General features: G+C 59.6%; 19 protein-coding genes and 1 tRNA gene. 14 read left to right on the top strand and 6 right to left on the bottom strand.

What is annotated here, in order from left to right; translation table 11 throughout:
- Positions 1 to 68 precede the first annotated feature (68 nt).
- From HYP802_RS0109305 to tgt, 5 genes are all read left to right on the top strand, one after another.
- Positions 69 to 545, top strand: a complete 477-nt coding sequence (locus HYP802_RS0109305) for a peptidylprolyl isomerase (RefSeq protein ID WP_013946995.1) — start codon at positions 69 to 71, stop codon at positions 543 to 545.
- Positions 545 to 949 carry a DUF423 domain-containing protein gene (locus tag HYP802_RS0109310; RefSeq protein ID WP_013946996.1) on the top strand — a complete coding sequence of 135 codons (405 nt, stop codon included), beginning with the start codon at positions 545 to 547 and terminating at the stop codon, positions 947 to 949. The genes HYP802_RS0109305 and HYP802_RS0109310 overlap by 1 nt, the downstream gene beginning before the upstream one ends.
- A 317-nt stretch (positions 950 to 1,266) precedes the next feature.
- Positions 1,267 to 2,370, top strand: a complete 1,104-nt coding sequence (queA, locus tag HYP802_RS0109315) for a tRNA preQ1(34) S-adenosylmethionine ribosyltransferase-isomerase QueA (protein ID WP_013946997.1) — start codon at positions 1,267 to 1,269, stop codon at positions 2,368 to 2,370.
- A gap of 106 nt (positions 2,371 to 2,476) precedes the next feature.
- Positions 2,477 to 3,643 carry an alpha/beta hydrolase gene (locus tag HYP802_RS0109320; protein WP_024275620.1) on the top strand — a complete coding sequence of 389 codons (1,167 nt, stop codon included), beginning with the start codon at positions 2,477 to 2,479 and terminating at the stop codon, positions 3,641 to 3,643.
- Positions 3,644 to 3,681: 38 nt separating this feature from the next.
- Positions 3,682 to 4,884 (top strand): tRNA guanosine(34) transglycosylase Tgt, encoded by a 1,203-nt coding sequence (tgt, locus tag HYP802_RS0109325; protein ID WP_013946999.1) that lies wholly within the window; start codon positions 3,682 to 3,684, stop codon positions 4,882 to 4,884.
- On the opposite strand, the gene HYP802_RS0109330 is transcribed toward tgt, so the two are convergent.
- Positions 4,850 to 5,755 carry a DMT family transporter gene (locus HYP802_RS0109330; RefSeq protein WP_013947000.1) on the bottom strand — a complete coding sequence of 302 codons (906 nt, stop codon included), beginning with the start codon at positions 5,753 to 5,755 and terminating at the stop codon, positions 4,850 to 4,852. The genes tgt and HYP802_RS0109330 overlap by 35 nt on opposite strands.
- Before the next feature lie 140 nt (positions 5,756 to 5,895).
- On the bottom strand, positions 5,896 to 6,090 hold the full coding sequence (locus HYP802_RS0109335; RefSeq protein ID WP_024275621.1) for a hypothetical protein: 195 nt from the start codon (positions 6,088 to 6,090) through the stop codon (positions 5,896 to 5,898).
- A gap of 279 nt (positions 6,091 to 6,369) precedes the next feature.
- On the opposite strand from HYP802_RS0109335, the gene HYP802_RS0109340 reads away from it, so the two are divergent.
- From HYP802_RS0109340 to HYP802_RS23580, 3 genes are all read left to right on the top strand, one after another.
- A tRNA-Lys gene (locus HYP802_RS0109340) sits at positions 6,370 to 6,444 on the top strand.
- 151 nt (positions 6,445 to 6,595) lie between these two features.
- Positions 6,596 to 8,143 (top strand): murein biosynthesis integral membrane protein MurJ, encoded by a 1,548-nt coding sequence (gene murJ / locus HYP802_RS0109345; RefSeq protein ID WP_013947003.1) that lies wholly within the window; start codon positions 6,596 to 6,598, stop codon positions 8,141 to 8,143.
- A 394-nt stretch (positions 8,144 to 8,537) separates the two neighbouring features.
- Positions 8,538 to 8,900: a hypothetical protein gene (locus HYP802_RS23580; RefSeq protein WP_013947005.1), complete on the top strand. Its 363-nt coding sequence runs from the start codon at positions 8,538 to 8,540 to the stop codon at positions 8,898 to 8,900.
- 56 nt (positions 8,901 to 8,956) lie between these two features.
- Here HYP802_RS23580 and HYP802_RS0109355 read toward each other — a convergent pair whose 3' ends face one another.
- Both HYP802_RS0109355 and HYP802_RS22220 read right to left on the bottom strand, forming a co-directional pair.
- On the bottom strand, positions 8,957 to 9,484 hold the full coding sequence (locus tag HYP802_RS0109355) for a hypothetical protein (RefSeq protein WP_013947006.1): 528 nt from the start codon (positions 9,482 to 9,484) through the stop codon (positions 8,957 to 8,959).
- Positions 9,485 to 9,496: 12 nt separating this feature from the next.
- On the bottom strand, positions 9,497 to 9,904 hold the full coding sequence (locus tag HYP802_RS22220) for a hypothetical protein (protein WP_013947007.1): 408 nt from the start codon (positions 9,902 to 9,904) through the stop codon (positions 9,497 to 9,499).
- Between the two features lie 487 nt (positions 9,905 to 10,391).
- Between HYP802_RS22220 and HYP802_RS0109370 the strand changes: the two genes are divergently transcribed.
- Complete coding sequence (locus HYP802_RS0109370) at positions 10,392 to 10,586, top strand: hypothetical protein (RefSeq protein ID WP_024275625.1); 195 nt, start codon at positions 10,392 to 10,394, stop codon at positions 10,584 to 10,586.
- A gap of 147 nt (positions 10,587 to 10,733) precedes the next feature.
- Here the strand turns inward: HYP802_RS0109370 and HYP802_RS23585 are convergent, their stop codons facing one another.
- Positions 10,734 to 10,991 carry a hypothetical protein gene (locus HYP802_RS23585; RefSeq protein ID WP_155831198.1) on the bottom strand — a complete coding sequence of 86 codons (258 nt, stop codon included), beginning with the start codon at positions 10,989 to 10,991 and terminating at the stop codon, positions 10,734 to 10,736.
- Between the two features lie 260 nt (positions 10,992 to 11,251).
- On the opposite strand from HYP802_RS23585, the gene HYP802_RS0109380 reads away from it, so the two are divergent.
- From HYP802_RS0109380 to HYP802_RS0109400, 5 genes are all read left to right on the top strand, one after another.
- Positions 11,252 to 11,497, top strand: coding sequence for an EF-hand domain-containing protein (locus tag HYP802_RS0109380; protein WP_024275626.1), 246 nt, complete (start codon positions 11,252 to 11,254; stop codon positions 11,495 to 11,497).
- 173 nt (positions 11,498 to 11,670) lie between these two features.
- On the top strand, positions 11,671 to 11,880 hold the full coding sequence (locus tag HYP802_RS0109385) for a ChaB family protein (RefSeq protein WP_013947011.1): 210 nt from the start codon (positions 11,671 to 11,673) through the stop codon (positions 11,878 to 11,880).
- A gap of 214 nt (positions 11,881 to 12,094) precedes the next feature.
- Positions 12,095 to 12,520, top strand: a complete 426-nt coding sequence (locus HYP802_RS0109390) for a GFA family protein (protein WP_013947012.1) — start codon at positions 12,095 to 12,097, stop codon at positions 12,518 to 12,520.
- Positions 12,521 to 12,862: 342 nt separating this feature from the next.
- Positions 12,863 to 13,147 carry a hypothetical protein gene (locus HYP802_RS0109395; protein ID WP_013947013.1) on the top strand — a complete coding sequence of 95 codons (285 nt, stop codon included), beginning with the start codon at positions 12,863 to 12,865 and terminating at the stop codon, positions 13,145 to 13,147.
- Positions 13,148 to 13,367: 220 nt separating this feature from the next.
- A complete protein-coding gene (locus tag HYP802_RS0109400; protein WP_024275627.1) occupies positions 13,368 to 13,721 on the top strand; it encodes a hypothetical protein in 354 nt (117 codons plus the stop codon).
- Between the two features lie 17 nt (positions 13,722 to 13,738).
- Here the strand turns inward: HYP802_RS0109400 and HYP802_RS0109405 are convergent, their stop codons facing one another.
- Positions 13,739 to 14,878, bottom strand: coding sequence for a PAS domain-containing protein (locus HYP802_RS0109405; RefSeq protein ID WP_013947015.1), 1,140 nt, complete (start codon positions 14,876 to 14,878; stop codon positions 13,739 to 13,741).
- Positions 14,879 to 15,022 lie beyond the last annotated feature (144 nt).

Consider the following 15,022-nt stretch of genomic DNA (forward strand, 5'->3'; position numbering starts at 1 on the left):
CGCCACCCCTCAGCTTAGCCCTCTCGCCTTGGACGGGAGAGGGGAAGAAAAGAAAGGAACTTTCCGAAATGGCCGAATACAAAGATCCCGAAAACACGCTTCTGATCGAGACGAGCAAGGGGCCTGTCGTCATCGAGCTTCGTCCGGACTTGGCGCCGAAGCATGTCGAGCGCATCAAGACGCTGGCGCGTGAGGGGTTCTATGACGGGATCGTGTTCCATCGCGTGATCGATGGGTTCATGGCGCAGACGGGTTGCCCGCAGGGTCGCGGCACCGGCGGATCGTCGTATGAGAACCTGCCCGCAGAGTTCAATGCCGAGCCGCATGTGCGTGGCGTCTGCTCGATGGCGCGGTCTTCGAACCCGAATTCGGCCAACAGCCAGTTCTTCATCTGCTTCGACGACGCGCGCTTTCTCGACAAGCAGTACACCGTCTGGGGCAAGGTGATCGAGGGCATGGATAATGTCGATCAGATCAACAAGGGCGAGCCGCCCAAGAGCCCGGACAAGATGATTAAGGTCCGCGTCGCGGCGGACGCTGCCTGATGGCGGTCCCCGGCGATAACGGCGAAGGCGCGCCAGCGGGTGCGCCTTTTCTCATTCCGGTATGGGCTGGGCTTGCGGGTGCTGCAGGCGTCGCGCTTTCGGCCGCGGCGGCGCATAAGGTCGATAGCCCTGTGCTGGCGACGGCCGCGACGGTTCTGACGCTTCACGCGGCGGCGGCTGTCGGGATTTTTGCGGTCGCCATTCGCAGCGCATGTCCGAAGCTTTGGTCGGCGGCGGCGCTGCTGATGCTGCTTGCGGCCTCGGTGTTTACCGGCGAGATCGCGTTTCACACGTTTACAGACAACGCGTCGTTCCGGTTCCTGGCGCCAATCGGCGGCTCGGGGATGATCCTGAGCTGGGTGCTCGTCGCCGTTGCGGGCTTTTGCAGCCGCGGGCGGAATTGATGCGCGCGTGCTCTCCCCAAGAGAGAGACTGAGAGAGCAAATAACTTGCTCCCTCAGGTGTCGCTGCCTGATGGATCCTCGGGACAAGCCGAGGATGCCACGCAAGGATAGGCTGTCGCCTTCAACACCGTCATGCCGACGAAGGTCGGCACCCAGGCAATGGTCAGCCAATGACCTGTTTCTGTTTGGCTGGATCCCGGCCTGCGCCGGGATGACGTTGCAGGGATAATGGTCGCCCGCGACCTTCGTGGACCCGATATTAATGGTGGGGTGTTTCGCGCCTTCCGCCAGGGCCGATGATCGGGTAAGTCGCGCGCATGCGTACCGATCTTTTCGATTTCGTCTTACCAGATGCCTCCATCGCGCTGTATCCGGCCGAGCCGCGGGATAGCGCGCGGCTGCTCGTCGTGCATCCGGTGAAGGGCAGTTGCGCGCGCGACGACGCCGACCTCGAAGACAAAGCCATTCGCGATCTGCCGAGCCTGTTGCAGCCGGGCGATGCGCTCGTCTTCAACGATACGAAGGTCATCCCGGCGGCGCTGTCAGGGGTGCGGGCGCGTGGCGACGTTCGCGCCAAGGTCGATTTCAATCTGACGAAGCGTGTGAGCGACAACACGTGGCGTGCGTTTGCGCGGCCGGCGAAACGGCTCGAAGCCGGCGATCGGGTTCGCTTCGGGCATGGCGAAGATACGTGCATGCTCGGTGCGTTAGATGCCACGGTTGCAGCGAAAGGCGAGGCGGGCGAAGTCGAACTGGCGTTCGATCTGTCGGGCGCGGTGCTCGATGAAGCGATTGCCGCCATCGGTGCGATGCCGTTGCCGCCCTACATTGCGCTGAAGCGTGAGCCCGATGCGCGCGATCGCGACACCTATCAGACGATCTATGCCGACAAGGACGGAGCGGTTGCGGCGCCGACCGCTGGTTTGCATTTCACGCCGGAGCTGTTCGCAGCACTCGATGCGCGCGGCATCTCGCGCCATTTCGTGACGCTGCATGTCGGCGCGGGCACGTTCCTGCCGGTGAAGGCGGACGATACCGATGGCCATAAGATGCATTCGGAGTGGGGCGAGGTTTCGCCTGAGACTGCGGCTGCGTTGAATGAAGTGCGCGCGCGGGGCGGCCGGATCGTGGCCGTCGGCACGACATCGCTTCGGCTGCTCGAGAGCGCCGCGCGTGAGGATGGCACGATCATGCCGTGGTCGGGCGAGACTGCGATTTTCATTACGCCCGGCTATCGCTTCAAGGCGATCGACGTGCTGATGACGAACTTCCATCTGCCGCGTTCGACGTTGTTCATGCTGGTCTCGGCGTTCTCCGGCCTCGGCACGATGCGCGCAGCCTACGGACACGCGATCCACTCTGGCTACCGGTTCTATTCCTATGGCGACGCGAGCCTGCTGTTTCGCGACACGGGCGGTTAATATTGCATCGTCGGCGCTACTTCTCTTGCACAAATCGCATTGCTAAGCTTGGGAGTGCCAATCCCGGCAATCCGCCTCGTTCCTGTGAGCCTCGATGACATCTCATATGCGTGCCCTTCTGCTCCGACTTAGCGCGATCGCAATTCTGACGACGGGCATGTTCTTGTGTGCCGGCGAAAACGCTCGGGCGGAAAGCGCGGCATGTACGTCCGTCGATACGCCACGCTGCGTCGAGAAGCTGCCGACGGGGATCGACATGGCCTACATCGAAGTCGGCCCCGCGGATGGCAAACCTGTTCTTCTCATTCACGGACTGACCGATAGTGTCCGTTCGTGGTCACTGTCGATGGATGATCTTCACAAGATCGACCCTAGCTTTCACATCATCGCCGTTGATTTGCGCGGGCATGGCCAAAGCAGCATGCCGGACGCCAAAGCGTGCGCGCCCGACCCTGAAAAATGCTATCGCATGTCGGATCTGGCAGGCGATGTCGTTGCCTTCATGAAGGCGAAGGGAATTGCCAAGGCCGATATGGCCGGGCATTCGATGGGATCGTTCGTCGTCCAGGAAATCGCGCTCAGCCATCCGGAGATGGTGGGGCATGCCATTCTTGTTGCGACGGGAGCGAAGAGCGTCGGCAATGCGGCGCTTAGCGATTTCGTGCTGAAGCAGACGGTCGAAGGCGCCTGGAAAAAAGCGCTGGAAGCAAAAGGATTGGCGTTTCCTGCCGGCGTTTATGAGTTGACGCCGCTCGATGCCGATCCCAAAGCCATGGAATGGATCGCGGCCAACTGGACGCTCGATCCGGCGGCGCAGCCCACGTTTCTGAAGCCCTATACGCCTGAGACTGCAAAGACCCGTCTGGGAACGTGGATCGGCGCAACGCGCGGGCTACTGGCCCAGGATAATACCGAGCGCCTGAAGAGCATGTCGGTGCAGACACTCGTGCTGTGGGCGACGCAAGACAGCATCTACCTTGCGAAAGACCAGGACGAGATCAAAGCGTCGCTCAAGGAGGCCGCTGCGAAGACGGGGTTGACGTTCTATTGGAAGGAATTCGGTAAGCTGCCGCTGCCTGCTTCAGGGGCGCAGGAGAGCGACATCGGTCACAACATTCAATGGTCGGCGTCGGAAACGGTGGCGAAGGATATCGATTCTTTCATCAAGACCGGCGCGCCGACATCCGATCTAGCGCATAGCGATAAGGCTCCGAATTTCAGCACCATCATCGTCGAGCCCGGCAAGGCCATAGTCGACAAAATCGAAAAATAAAAACGTCCGGACGAGAGCCGGCGCATGAAGAGATTTGAATGCAAACGACTAAGGTTGATACGCCTTCTTCCGAGGTGCCGGAAGGTACTTCGGCTTTCGAATTCCGGAAGCTGGCGCAAGACGGCAAGGCGCGGCTTGGCGAGATTCATACGCCGCGGGGTGTGATCCGCACACCGGCGTTCATGCCGGTCGGCACGGTTGCCACAGTGAAGGCGCTGTACCCTGAGCAGGTGCGCGATGCCGGCGCCGACATTCTGCTCGGCAACACGTATCACCTGATGCTGCGGCCGGGCGCGGAGCGCGTGGCGAAGCTCGGCGGACTGCACAAGTTCATGCGCTGGGAAAAGCCGATCCTGACGGACTCGGGTGGTTTCCAGGTGATGAGCCTCGGCAAGATCCGCAAGATCACGGAAGAGGGCGTGGCGTTCCAATCGCATATCGACGGCTCGCGGCACATGCTGTCGCCGGAGCGTTCGATCGAGATCCAGTGTCTGCTCGGTTCCGACATTCAGATGCAGTTCGACGAATGCATCGAGCTTCCGGCGGAGCGCAAAGAAGTCGAGCGCGCGATGAAATTGTCGCTGCGCTGGGCCGAGCGCTCAAAGCGCGCCTTCGAGATGCAACTTGCGTCAGGCGGTGCGGGGCCGGGGCAGGCGCTGTTCGCGATCGTGCAGGGCGGCACCGATATTCCGCTTCGCCATCGCTCGGCCGATGCGCTCGTTGCGATGGATTTTCCGGGTTACGCGGTCGGTGGTCTCGCGGTCGGCGAGGGTCATGAGGCGATGATCGCTACGCTCGGCGAAACGCTGCCACATCTGCCGTCCGAGAAGCCACGCTACCTGATGGGCGTCGGCACGCCGCTCGATCTGATCGAAAGCGTGCGGCTTGGCGTTGATATGTTCGATTGCGTGATGCCGACGCGGAACGGACGGCACGGCTATGCCTTCACCTGGGGCGGTCCGCTTAACCTTCGGAATGCGAAGTTCGCGGAGGATATGGCGCCGCTCGATGAATTCAGTTCGTGTCCGGCAGCGAAGGATTTTTCGCGTGCCTATGTCCACCATCTGATCAAGTCGGGCGAATTTCTTGGCGCGATGATCCTGTCGTGGGTCAACACCGTGTTCTATCAGGACCTGATGGCTGCGATGCGCGCGGCAATCGCCGAAGGCCGCTTCGACGACTGGGCGGCAGAGACGAAGGCGCGGATCATCGCTTCTCCTCAATCGGCTCCAGCGCCATGAGGTTTTCCTTATGCGCGATGCGCTCGCGATGGATCAGGTAAAGCCCTGAGCCAACGATGACGAGCGAGCCGATAAAACTCCATTGATCGGGCTTGTCTCCGAACACGAAGTAGCTCAGCGCGATCATGCTGATGAGTTCGACATAGATGAAGGGCGTCACCGCCGAGACCGGCGCGAACCGGTAGGCTTGGATCAGCAGGAAGTGACCGCCGCCGCCAAGGGCGCCGAGCAGGAGCAACATCGTCCATATCTCGACGCTCGGGAACCAGATCCAGTCGTGAAAGGCGAACGGAGCTGAGGCAACGAGGCCGACGATCGAGCCGTAGTTGAGCGTGACCAGAGGCGGATCGAACATCGAAAGCTTGCGCGTGACGATCAAGAGCAGCGAATAGGCAAACATCGATCCGAACGCGAAAGCGAATGCCGGTTGAATCGCGGTGAAGCCGGGGCGCACAACGATCAGGATGCCGATGAAGCCGACGGCAATCGCCATCATGCGGCGCCAGCCAACATGCTCGCCGAGCAATGGCACGGCGAGCGCTGCGACGACGAGCGGCGTCAGGAACGTGATCGACAGCGTCTGGTCGAGGCGCAGGTATTTCACGGCCACGAAGTTCAAAAGCGTCGTCAGCACCATCAAGGTCGAACGGGTGAGCTGAAGCTTTACGCTCGCTGTTTTGAAGAGGCTCAGCATTCCCGCGGGGCCGAGCAGAGCGGTGATCCAGAAGATCTGGCTGAAGAAGCGCATCCATACGATCTGCGAGACCGGAACGCCGAGCCGCGTGCCGAGGTACTTCGCGGTCGTATCGAGAACCGAGAATAGGATGACCCCGGCGCAGACGAGGAGGATGGCCTTCAGGCGATCGGGCATCGGAAGATTGCTTCTGCGATAAAGGGTGCACGGCTCAGCCACGCCGGGTAACCGGCGAGCGCCACCATTCGGTTCCGTGTTCGAGGCCCCGCGTCAGCGCGTCGGCGGACGCAGGGAAAGCGTGGCTTATGCGATGCCCGTTAGGACTTGGTCATTGCATCGCGTTTTTTGAGAAGTTCGTCGAGTTCGGCTTGCTGCTCATTGATGCGGTCGGCGGTCAGTTCCTCGTTGGCCGCTCCGGAAAATCCGGCAGCCTGCTCGACGAGTTCGCGAAGGTTGTCGCGGAGGATGGCGATGCGCTGCTCGATTTCGGCAAGGGTCTCGGTGTCGGCCATAGTCATTTCCAATCGTTAGAGGTGGCGCGCATCTCAGGCGCCTAGTTCGTCGGTGATATAGCGCGCCGCAACTTCGGGAGCCACCCGCGTTTCTTGCGGGGCTGCGACCATCCGCCAGAAGGGCTGATAGAATGAGGGTTGCGGGTTCCGAAGGTCGTTTCTATAAGCACGCTTCGGCGCGCGACGTGCCCATCCCCATCCGGTGGATGCGGTGTGGCTTGGGGCCGGGATCAAGCTTGGCAGTGCATTCTGTCTAAGTCATTGATTTGGTGTGATAAAGGGCCCGTAGCTCAGCGGTAGAGCATCTGACTTTTAATCAGAGGGTCGTTGGTTCGATCCCAACCGGGCTCACCACCAGAATCAATGGGTTAGTCTTTTCGAGGCGAGTGCGATCCAGGGGCAGATCCGAGGGGCCGCCGTACCAAGAGTGCTTCAGCGACAGTAATCGCTTATTTCGCAAATCCGGGGCTGTGCCCAACCTAGCCTCGCAGCATGTCGGGCTACAATGCTGAGAAAGCTGCTTTCGGTCAGCGGGTTTACGCTCTTGTCGCGCATGACCGGGTTCGCGCGCGACGTGCTCATGGCGTGGATCCTGGGCAAAGGCATGCTCTCGGATGCGTTCCTGTTCGCGTTTCTTTTTCCGAATTATTTCCGCGCCATTTTTGGAGAAGGGACGCTCAATCCTGCTTTCCTTCCGCGCTATGCAGCGCTTCACGCAAAAGGCGACTTGAACGCGGCTCAGCGTTTCGCCAATCAAGTCTTCACGTGGCAGATCGCTGCTCAGGCGGTGCTGCTGGTGGGCGCGATCATTGCCATGCCGCTGCTCGTGCACTTTCTCGTGCCTGGTTATACAACCGAACAGCTTGCGCTGACGGCCAGTCTCGCGCGCATCACCTTTCCGTACCTTATTCTGACGGTCGTCGCGATTCAGCTATCGGCGATGCTCAACGCGATCGGAAAGTTCTGGGCGGCTGCAGCATGGTCGAACTTTCTGAACTTATCGATGATCGCGACACTGCTCGCATCGAGCTGGTTTCCTAATGCCGCGTACGCTGCAGCGTGGGGCGTTCTGATCGGCGGGTTTTGCCAGCTGGTGTTCATTCTCTGGGCGGCGAGACACGACGGGCTTTCCGTCAGGCTCGCGATACCGCGATGGACGCCGGAGGTCGCTGAATTCTTCAAGGCTCTCGGGATCGTCACGGTCGGGGCGGCCAGCGTGGTTGTGGCGCCGCTCATCGACTTCGTCATCGCCAGCTATCTCGCGACAGGAAGCCGGACTGCCCTTTATTATGCGGATCGTATCAATCAGTTGCCGCTCGGTGTTCTCGGCATCGCTCTCGGGACCGTCCTGCTGCCCGAAATGTCGGTGCGATTGGCGCGAAACGACCGTGCCGGATCCGACAATGCTCAAAATCGTTCCGCAGCGCTAACGTTGCTGCTGACGTTGCCGTTCGCATTTGTGTTCATCGCGATCCCCGACACGATCATGCGGGCGGTGTTCGCGCATGGGGCGTTCGACACGCGGTCGGCGGAGCTTGCGGGATCTGCGCTCGCGGCGTACGGCGCCGGGCTTCCGGCAATGGCACTCGTGCGCATCGTGTCTTCGACTTTTTATGCGCGGCACGACACGCTTACGCCTGCGCGGGCAACCGTGACGTCGATCGTGCTCAATATCATCCTCAAGGTCGTGTTTGTCTGGGGCTTCGGTCTCGGCGTGGCAGGCGTCGCGCTTGGAACTGCGTTAGGCGCTTGGATGAATGTCGCCATACTCACATGGCTTGGCCGGAGCCGCGCACTGTTAGCGATCGAAGAGATTTTCGTCAGAGCGCTGGGGCCTGCACTGTTAGCGGCTGTGGCGGCCGGAGGAGGCGCGTGGTTCGGCGCTCGAATTGGCGCCACCCTTGTTCCGGGGCATTTCGTGGACATCGCTGCGCTGGCCGCTGCTATCGGTTGCTCGGGGCTCGCATACGTTATCGCGGTCGTGATGTTTCGGACGCGTCTTCCGCTCGGAAAATTTGCCGGAGAAGTGCCGGCTGCCGGTCGATCCGAATGATCGAGCATCGCTAGGTGTGGCTTCGTTCGTGCTGATCGACCTCAGCGCAGTCCGGTGGCTGAATTGCCTGCGCGGAAGGCGCGGCTGGAATGTTGCGTGACGCAATCGGACAATTTTTAGGTAAGTCTTCAGTGTAAAGATTAATATGATGGCGCGTCTCGTCCATTCCCTCAGACGCGAAAGCTGGTTTCGCACTCCCCCCGTGCCACCAGCTCAGGCGTCGGCCGTCCCCCCCCCCCGAAGGCCGACGCCCCCCAGTCCCCCGGTATTACAATCACTTTGCCCCTAGGCGCCGCTCGTCTATTTGCGGCGCGCAAACCCTTTGACAGAAAATCGCGAGTGGCAGATTGTTAGTCCGCGCTGGACGGGGACCCATAACGTCTGGGAGTGTTCCATGCGTAAAGTGATCTTGGCAGCAAGTGTGTTTGCTGGCGTCCTTACTGCTCTTGGAAGTTTCGCTTCGGTCAGTTCTGTTGCGGCTGCGAATTTCGTAGCGCCGATACCTAAACATCAGAGTGTCGCGATGAAGGTCACCCATCGCCGCTACTGGTATCCCGGCTATTACGCGTACTATCCATCTTATCCGGCTTATCCTGCTTACGGGCCCTACTATTACGCGCCGCCGCCGCCGGTCGCGTATGCGCCTCCCGTCGTCTATTATCCTGGCCCTCGCTACTATCCTGGCCCGGCCGTCTATCCACCCTATGGAGCCGTCAGGTATGGGCGTCCGTATGACTCGTTATATGTGGGATGGTGAAGGCGTGTTGAGGCGTCGGCCGAACGGACCAATGGCCGACGCTCTCCATTCGTTTGCTAGTTTGGCCGTTGGTCGCGTTTGGCCTGCGCTCTGGCATTCGCTTTGAGGATGCTGCCGATCTTGGCGCCGGGCGTGCGAACACGTTTTGGCGCGCCACCCTTGTCTTTTTGACCGGCACCCGCCGTTTGTCCGCCAGAGGGATGGTGAGCAAATTTGTTTTCCCGGTGAAGCGCCAGCGCCCGATGTGCCGCTTCGACGTGGTCGGCTTTGACTTCGAGCGCATAGATAAGAGCGCGTTCTTTTTTTACGCGCTTCAGAGCATGGGCGAAGACCTGCTTTCGTCTTGCGGGATGCTCCGCCGTACCTGGAAAGCTCTTGCCGCGTTTGTCCGCGGTGCCTTTGGTCTCGCGACGCTTTTGGCGCGTGAAGGTTTTTTCTTTGTCGCGAAATCCTTCAAGACGCTGCGCCAAGTTCCGAAGCCCGTCTTTGTCGAGATCATAAATTGCCGGGTGATGCGACGACTTAACGACTTCGTATTCGTCGTGGCTGAGAAGGCTTCTTTCGTCCTTGTTTGAGAATGACATGACGCTCACACCCTATTGGTTATAATGCGTGTTCGTATGATAGGTGATCATCAGCATAGCCATGATGATGGCCGAGAAGAGCCCCGCCAGCGCGCCGAGCAAAACGGGCATTTGGCCAAGAACGTCGCCATAAAGGTCGTGTGCCGCCAGGCTTCCGGCAATTGAGGCGATGGCCGAATACGTGACGACAAGACCCGGCACGCGCGTGTCGTCAGCGCCAAATCCGGCGCCAAGAAAAATCACTTTATAGCGGATGATGCTGGCCACCGTGGTTGCAACCAAGCCGGCAATGATCGCAATTGTGCGGGAACTCAATTCTGTGCCGCTCAGCACCAAACCGATGAGCGCGCCGATAGCTGTCGCGACGAGGATAACAATTATGAGGCTGGCGGAGATTGTACCGGGTTTTCGTACTGGCATGACCGCTCCCTATATTTTTTTATTTGAAAAGGCGCAGTCTGATTGGTTTTCCAGGCTAGTCAAGGAAGCAGCGCGCGAGCGGACGTGATCCATTCAGGGCGTTGGTAAAGGAAAAGGAAGCGAGTTTCCCATCGCGGCGAAAGCACACGCGTGCTTCGCTATGGTCGACATACAGCCCATTTGGGCATGGGCTTTGCGAGCGGTTAGCGCGCAATTTTAATCAGTTGTCGTCAGTTCGGTGCGGCTCGGACCAACCGGCAAATGCAATGTGGACCAATCAATTAGCATTTGCGGGCGGCGAAAACCGACGTTCGGCTTGTCGTCTGAGTTGGTCGGCTGGGCCGACGAACGTTTACCGGCAGTCCTGCCTTGGGCCGCATTCCCGTGAGATCAGCCATGCAATCCCGTGCATGGACAACTTGCTGGCTGCGCTGCATGACCCGCCGCTCAAATTTCATGAGGCCGCGCGAGCTGCGCGTTTAGCGTTATGGCACTTTGCACGTACAGTTCCGATGAACTCGCCGAGGTTCAGCGCATCCTCCAAGAGATCATTGCTGAGGCTCAGGCGTCCCCGGATAGCCCTGATGTCGAAGAAATCATCGAGCGGCTGTTCGACTTGGCCGATCACGGCGAGCGCGATCCGGAAAAGCTGCGGGCGTCGGTGCTTCGCAAGGCCGCCTAAACCGCTCGTGATGCGCTGTGGCGCAAATCGAATTTCCAACTCGTAGATTAACAGCAGCAGCCGGACGACGCGATCGTCGCCCGGGTCAGACGCCGTCACAGTCGTGGTGCGTGGTGGAGGGGTAACGACGCCTGTTCCATTTGCGGATCATTCGCGGGGCGCCTGCGGCCCTTGATGCGCCGGTTGCGATTGCGTCGGCTGATCCAGCGAGCGGTCGGCCAGCGTCGTCGGGCGTTCGGGATGTCCGAGACCGATGAGGGTTGCCAAAAGGACGACGCCGAATGCCGCGCCTGCGAACATCATGAACCCCGGACCGATACCGGCTTTATCGAACGGATCTTCTATTCGCTGTTGCTGATTGCGCTTCTCAGTGTCGGAAAAGCGCGGGTCTGACCACAGAGCCATGTTTTCCTCCATCGTTTTTATTTTGATACAGAGGATCAACGTGTCGTGGCTGACGGGGTTCCAGCCCTGGCTCTGTGTGCAATGCAAAATCGAAATTAGCGAAGGAAATTGCGCTGAACCGGCATAATGTCCGGTATTCGACGAAAACTTGATTGCGCCCTGCCATACGAAATGCACGATCATTCATCGACGACATCCACTCAAGAATGGTGCGTCGATATACATGCGGTGCGTTTGTTTCTTACTAGGGAGAAAGTTTCATGCGTTGTACCATTTTCATTTTGTCATTCGCCACTTTGTTCGTTGCAGCTTCAGCGCAGGCGCAAACGCCATTGAGCGACGCCGATTGCGAAGCGACGTGGAAAGCAGCAGGCGGAGTTGATCTCACGGCAGACACAGCGAAACCTTTTATCGCAAGTTTCGATCAGGTCGACATCGACCACAACGGCGCGATCAACTGGGAAGAGTTCAAGGCGGGTTGCGCGAAAGGATTGATCACGAAGTGACCGGCGACGTGCAATATGTTGACCCAATGGCTTTCTGATTTTCTCATAGCCATTGCTCGGAACGAACGCCTTGCGCCGACGGCGTGAAAGGCGTCAATAGACGTCAGCCTTGCTGGGGGAGCTTTTCCTGCCAGCAAGGCTTTCCGGTGCGGTTTCATTTTTATGAGGCACCCATGCCCTACGCCGTGAATGACGACCTGCCGCCGTCGGTGCGCGATCATCTGCCGGACCATGCGCAAGACATTTTTCGTGCCGCTTTCAATTCGGCTTTCGAAGAATACGCCGGCGATGAAGAGCGGGCTTTTCGCGTGGCTTGGGGGGCGGTGAAGCGCATGTACGTCAAGGAAGGCGGTCAGTGGGTTCCGCGCGGCGTTCCGGGATGATCCGGCTTTATAATGGGCAACCGAACTGAAGCTCATGGCGACTGATAATGGCGGCCGCTTTTGCTCACAGAGGTCGAGGATTTAAAATCTGATACTCGCCAGGGCAGCGCTTCCGGTTGTTGCAAGCTAGGCACTACAAAAAAGCCGAACTGAATTTCCCTGGCTGAGATATAAGTCTGGCATTATCCGATCCAGCAGAAACGAGGTTGAGGAAATGCCGACGTATAAAGGTGAGTGCTTTTGCGGAGCTGTAAAGGTAGAGGCGACAGGCGCGCCTGATGCGATGGGCTATTGCCATTGCAATTCGTGTCGCGCGTGGTCGGCGGGGCCCGTCAATGCATTCACGCTGTGGAAGCCGGATGCGGTCCAGGTGACGGAAGGCGCCGAATTCATCGGCATGTATCAGAAGACACCGGTGAGCGAGCGACAGTACTGCACGAAATGCGGCGGTCACGTGATGACCAATCATCCGCCGCTTGGGCTTGTCGACGTTTACGCGGCGATATTGCCGACGTTGGCTTTCAAACCCGAAGTTCATGTGAACTATGCTGAGACGGTTTTGCCGATGAAGGACGGACTTCCCAAGCTCAAGGATTTCCCGAAGGAGTTCGGCGGCTCGGGCGAGGTTATCGCTGAGTGAGGCTCGGCCTTTGCGGCTCGCACTTTAGATGATGAGCGCTCGCTTCGGCGGGCGCTTTTTCTTTTGCGGATGTCGGCTGCAAGCTGCGCGTCGCGATGACGTTCGAAGCGGTGTGTCAGCAAGTCGAGAGAGGCGGCAATCCGCAATACGGCCGCAATGAACATGCGATGAATGTAAGGCGGCGAAACCGGTTCGTGCCGCGGCGGCGCACGGTCTCATAGCATTTCGTTCACGTTGCCCCATTTACGAAACGAAACGCAGCGGCGCCCGAGTGAAACAAATTCCGGGGTGTCTGCGTTCTGCGCTCAGAAGACGGCGGGCCACCCGCCGAAGGAGGAAGAAATGAGAAAATATATCGGGCTCGCCGCCGCGTTGGTTTCGGCTCTGCCGCTCATGACGTTCGCGACCAGCGCTGACGCGGGCGGCCGGCATTATCATGGCGGCTATCACAACGGCTGGCATGGCCGCTATGGACGTGGCTATGGCCGCCATTGGCATCGCGGACGCGGGTATTGGCACAACGGGCGCTGGATTGCGCTCGGCGTCGGTGCGGCGATTGCCGGCGCTGCTGCCGCAAGCGCTTACGATGACTGCTATTGGCGTCACGGCCGCCGCTACTGCTACTAAAGTCTCGGTCTTTTCCGTTCAGACTAATGCCCCGGACCGTCAAGGCCGGGGCATCTTTTTGCCCGACTGCTGCCATCAGGTGCGTATAGCCAGCTTCCTGACGCTGGGTTTTGCACAGCCCGCCTGTGCAATACTCGATTTATGTGGACTTCGTGGCTGTCGACGTTGGCCTAAGGTTCCGCCTTATGCTGGGTTGCCCTCAGTTGTGGGAGGTTGCGTTATGTTTAGCACGAAGTTGGTTGCGTCCGCGTTCATCGTTCTGGCGTCTGCCAGCGGTATCGCGGGAGTCAGCACGTCCGCGCCGGACGCGCTCAAGCCCCAAAACATCCCGATAGCACTCGACAACAATTCTTTGCTTGTTGCGACACTGGCGAACGGCGAAATCCAGACGCATTGGATGCCGCGCACCGCGTGCGAGCAGGTCGAGGCGGCGGTCGCGTCCGGAGACGCTGTAGCCGGTATCAGACCCGACGGCGTGAGCGTCTACATCGCGAAGGCCAACTGCAGCACGCGCCGGATCGAGGTCGATCCTGCCGCTGTCACGCTCAGCAGCGCGTCTCCAATCGAGCAGTGAGCGCTCGGTCGTCGGCTTCATGCAGGGATCAAAGCCGGTTTGCCGGTTAGGCAGGCAATGAGTTCGGCTTCGTCGTGAATACCCGTCCGCCGCAGGATGCGAGCAAGACCGTCACGCGCAGCGGGCATCGAGATGGCAAGCGCTTGGGCTGCGCGGTCAAGCGAGAGACCTTGCGCCAGCAGCGAGAGCAGCCAACTCTCGGCGATGCTCACCGGATGATGGCGCAGGAGCGTTTCGGCGGGTGAACGCTCCGCTGTATCGAACGCTTTGACGAAGACTGCAACGCGCGCGCAGCAAGAGACGCCGACCGGCAGCCTTACGTGCTCGTCGATATGCGCAACCCACACGGCCAAAGATTTCGTTCCGCATCCCTTGATGATGATCGGCGGCCCGCGGCGCGAACAGGTCGAGCGGCCGCGGCCAGCATCGGCTATGGCTTGGCGCAGCAGACTGTTGCCGTGATTTTCGCGGGCGGCGAGTTCGTCTTCGAGACAAAGCAGGGCGCAGCCGTCGAGTAATTTTTCTCCCGCGGTATTCGCGTGCAGGATTTTGCCGGAGCGGTCTGTGAGGATGATGCCGACGCGCATCGGGTCGAACGCCGCCGACTTACAATGGTGCGCGAGCGGCATGTAATCTAGAAGCTGTGCGATTGCGGTCGCGCGGCGAATGTACGGCGCGAGGGCAGAAAATATTGCGATGTCCTGCGGGACGTAGGGGCCGGTAGCGTCCGGGCGCGCAATCATCAGCACGGAGAATGATCTGGCGGACTTCGAGATCGGGACGATGGCGACGTCATCGAGTCCTTCGGGGCGAAGGGTTCTTTTGTGCCAGAGCGAGTTACCCACCTCCTTGCTGCCGAAGAGTGCTCTCGTCGTAAATGCCCTCTCGACTCCAAGCAGCCAGACAGCGGGAAGCGCAGGGCTCAAGGGCGCCGTCGCGACCATTGCCCGTTCAAGACGTGTGCTGACGTTCCAGCTCGCTTCCATGCGTGCGCTGTCGCCGGGTGTCTGGGAAACGATTGCGGCTGCGCAGCCGCGGATCAATCGGGCGGCGCTACTGAGGGCAGTGGCCCAGCGGCTCGGGTCCATCGAGCAATCGTAGATGTTGTTGAGGAAATTGAGGGGGGCGCGAGTAGTAGCGCAATCGACCTCTACCAAAGGCCCCCCCCTGTGATGAAAACATAAACGCTAGAAATCAATAGGTGGCTGCAATGCAGCAATTCTCAAACGGTGCTGCGCTGACCTGCATCACCCATTTGGATAATGAGAAAGAAACTTTTGTCTGATCGTTACCGGAAGTCC

This window comes from Hyphomicrobium sp. 802 (assembly GCF_000526135.1).
Lineage (GTDB): Bacteria > Pseudomonadota > Alphaproteobacteria > Rhizobiales > Hyphomicrobiaceae > Hyphomicrobium_B.